1 protein-coding gene is annotated in these 555 nt (G+C 49.5%); it reads right to left on the bottom strand.

Annotated features, from left to right (window positions below):
- On the bottom strand, nt 1-555 hold a 555-nt coding region (dnaN, locus tag R7Q48_RS29955; protein ID WP_318134035.1), incomplete at both ends, for a DNA polymerase III subunit beta.

Consider the following 555-nt stretch of genomic DNA (forward strand, 5'->3'; position numbering starts at 1 on the left):
GGAAACGGCCATCAACCAGTTTAGACGTGAAGATAAAGTTGTTCACTTCTGCACGCACGTTTGAGCTGCCAATTTGCAAAACGACAGGTTGCTCTGGCGCATCCATCAGCTTAACCAATTCCTGCACACCTTTGCGTGGCACGATGATTTGCTTTTGGGCGAAGTCAGCACCTAGTTGAGTTTGCGATACTGCCATACGGTGACCGTCGGTCGCCACACTACGCAGTGTCGTGCCATCGATTTCAAACAACATACCGTTGAGGTAGTAACGTACGTCTTGGTTTGCCATCGAGAACTGAGTTTTGTCGATAAGCGTACGCAGGTCCGCTTGGCTCAGTGATACTTCAACTTCACTTTGCCAATCTTCAATGTTCGGGAAGTCATTCGCTGGTAGCGTTGCCAGTGAGAAACGGCTGCGACCAGAACGAACTTGCACGCGATCGCCTTCTAACACAAAAGTGATGATCGCATCGTCTGGTAAGCCACGGCAAATATCGAGAAACTTACGCGAAGGAACGGTAATGCTACCCGCTTCGAAATCCCCTTCTAGAGTCA

This window comes from Vibrio sp. 378, assembly GCF_033339435.1.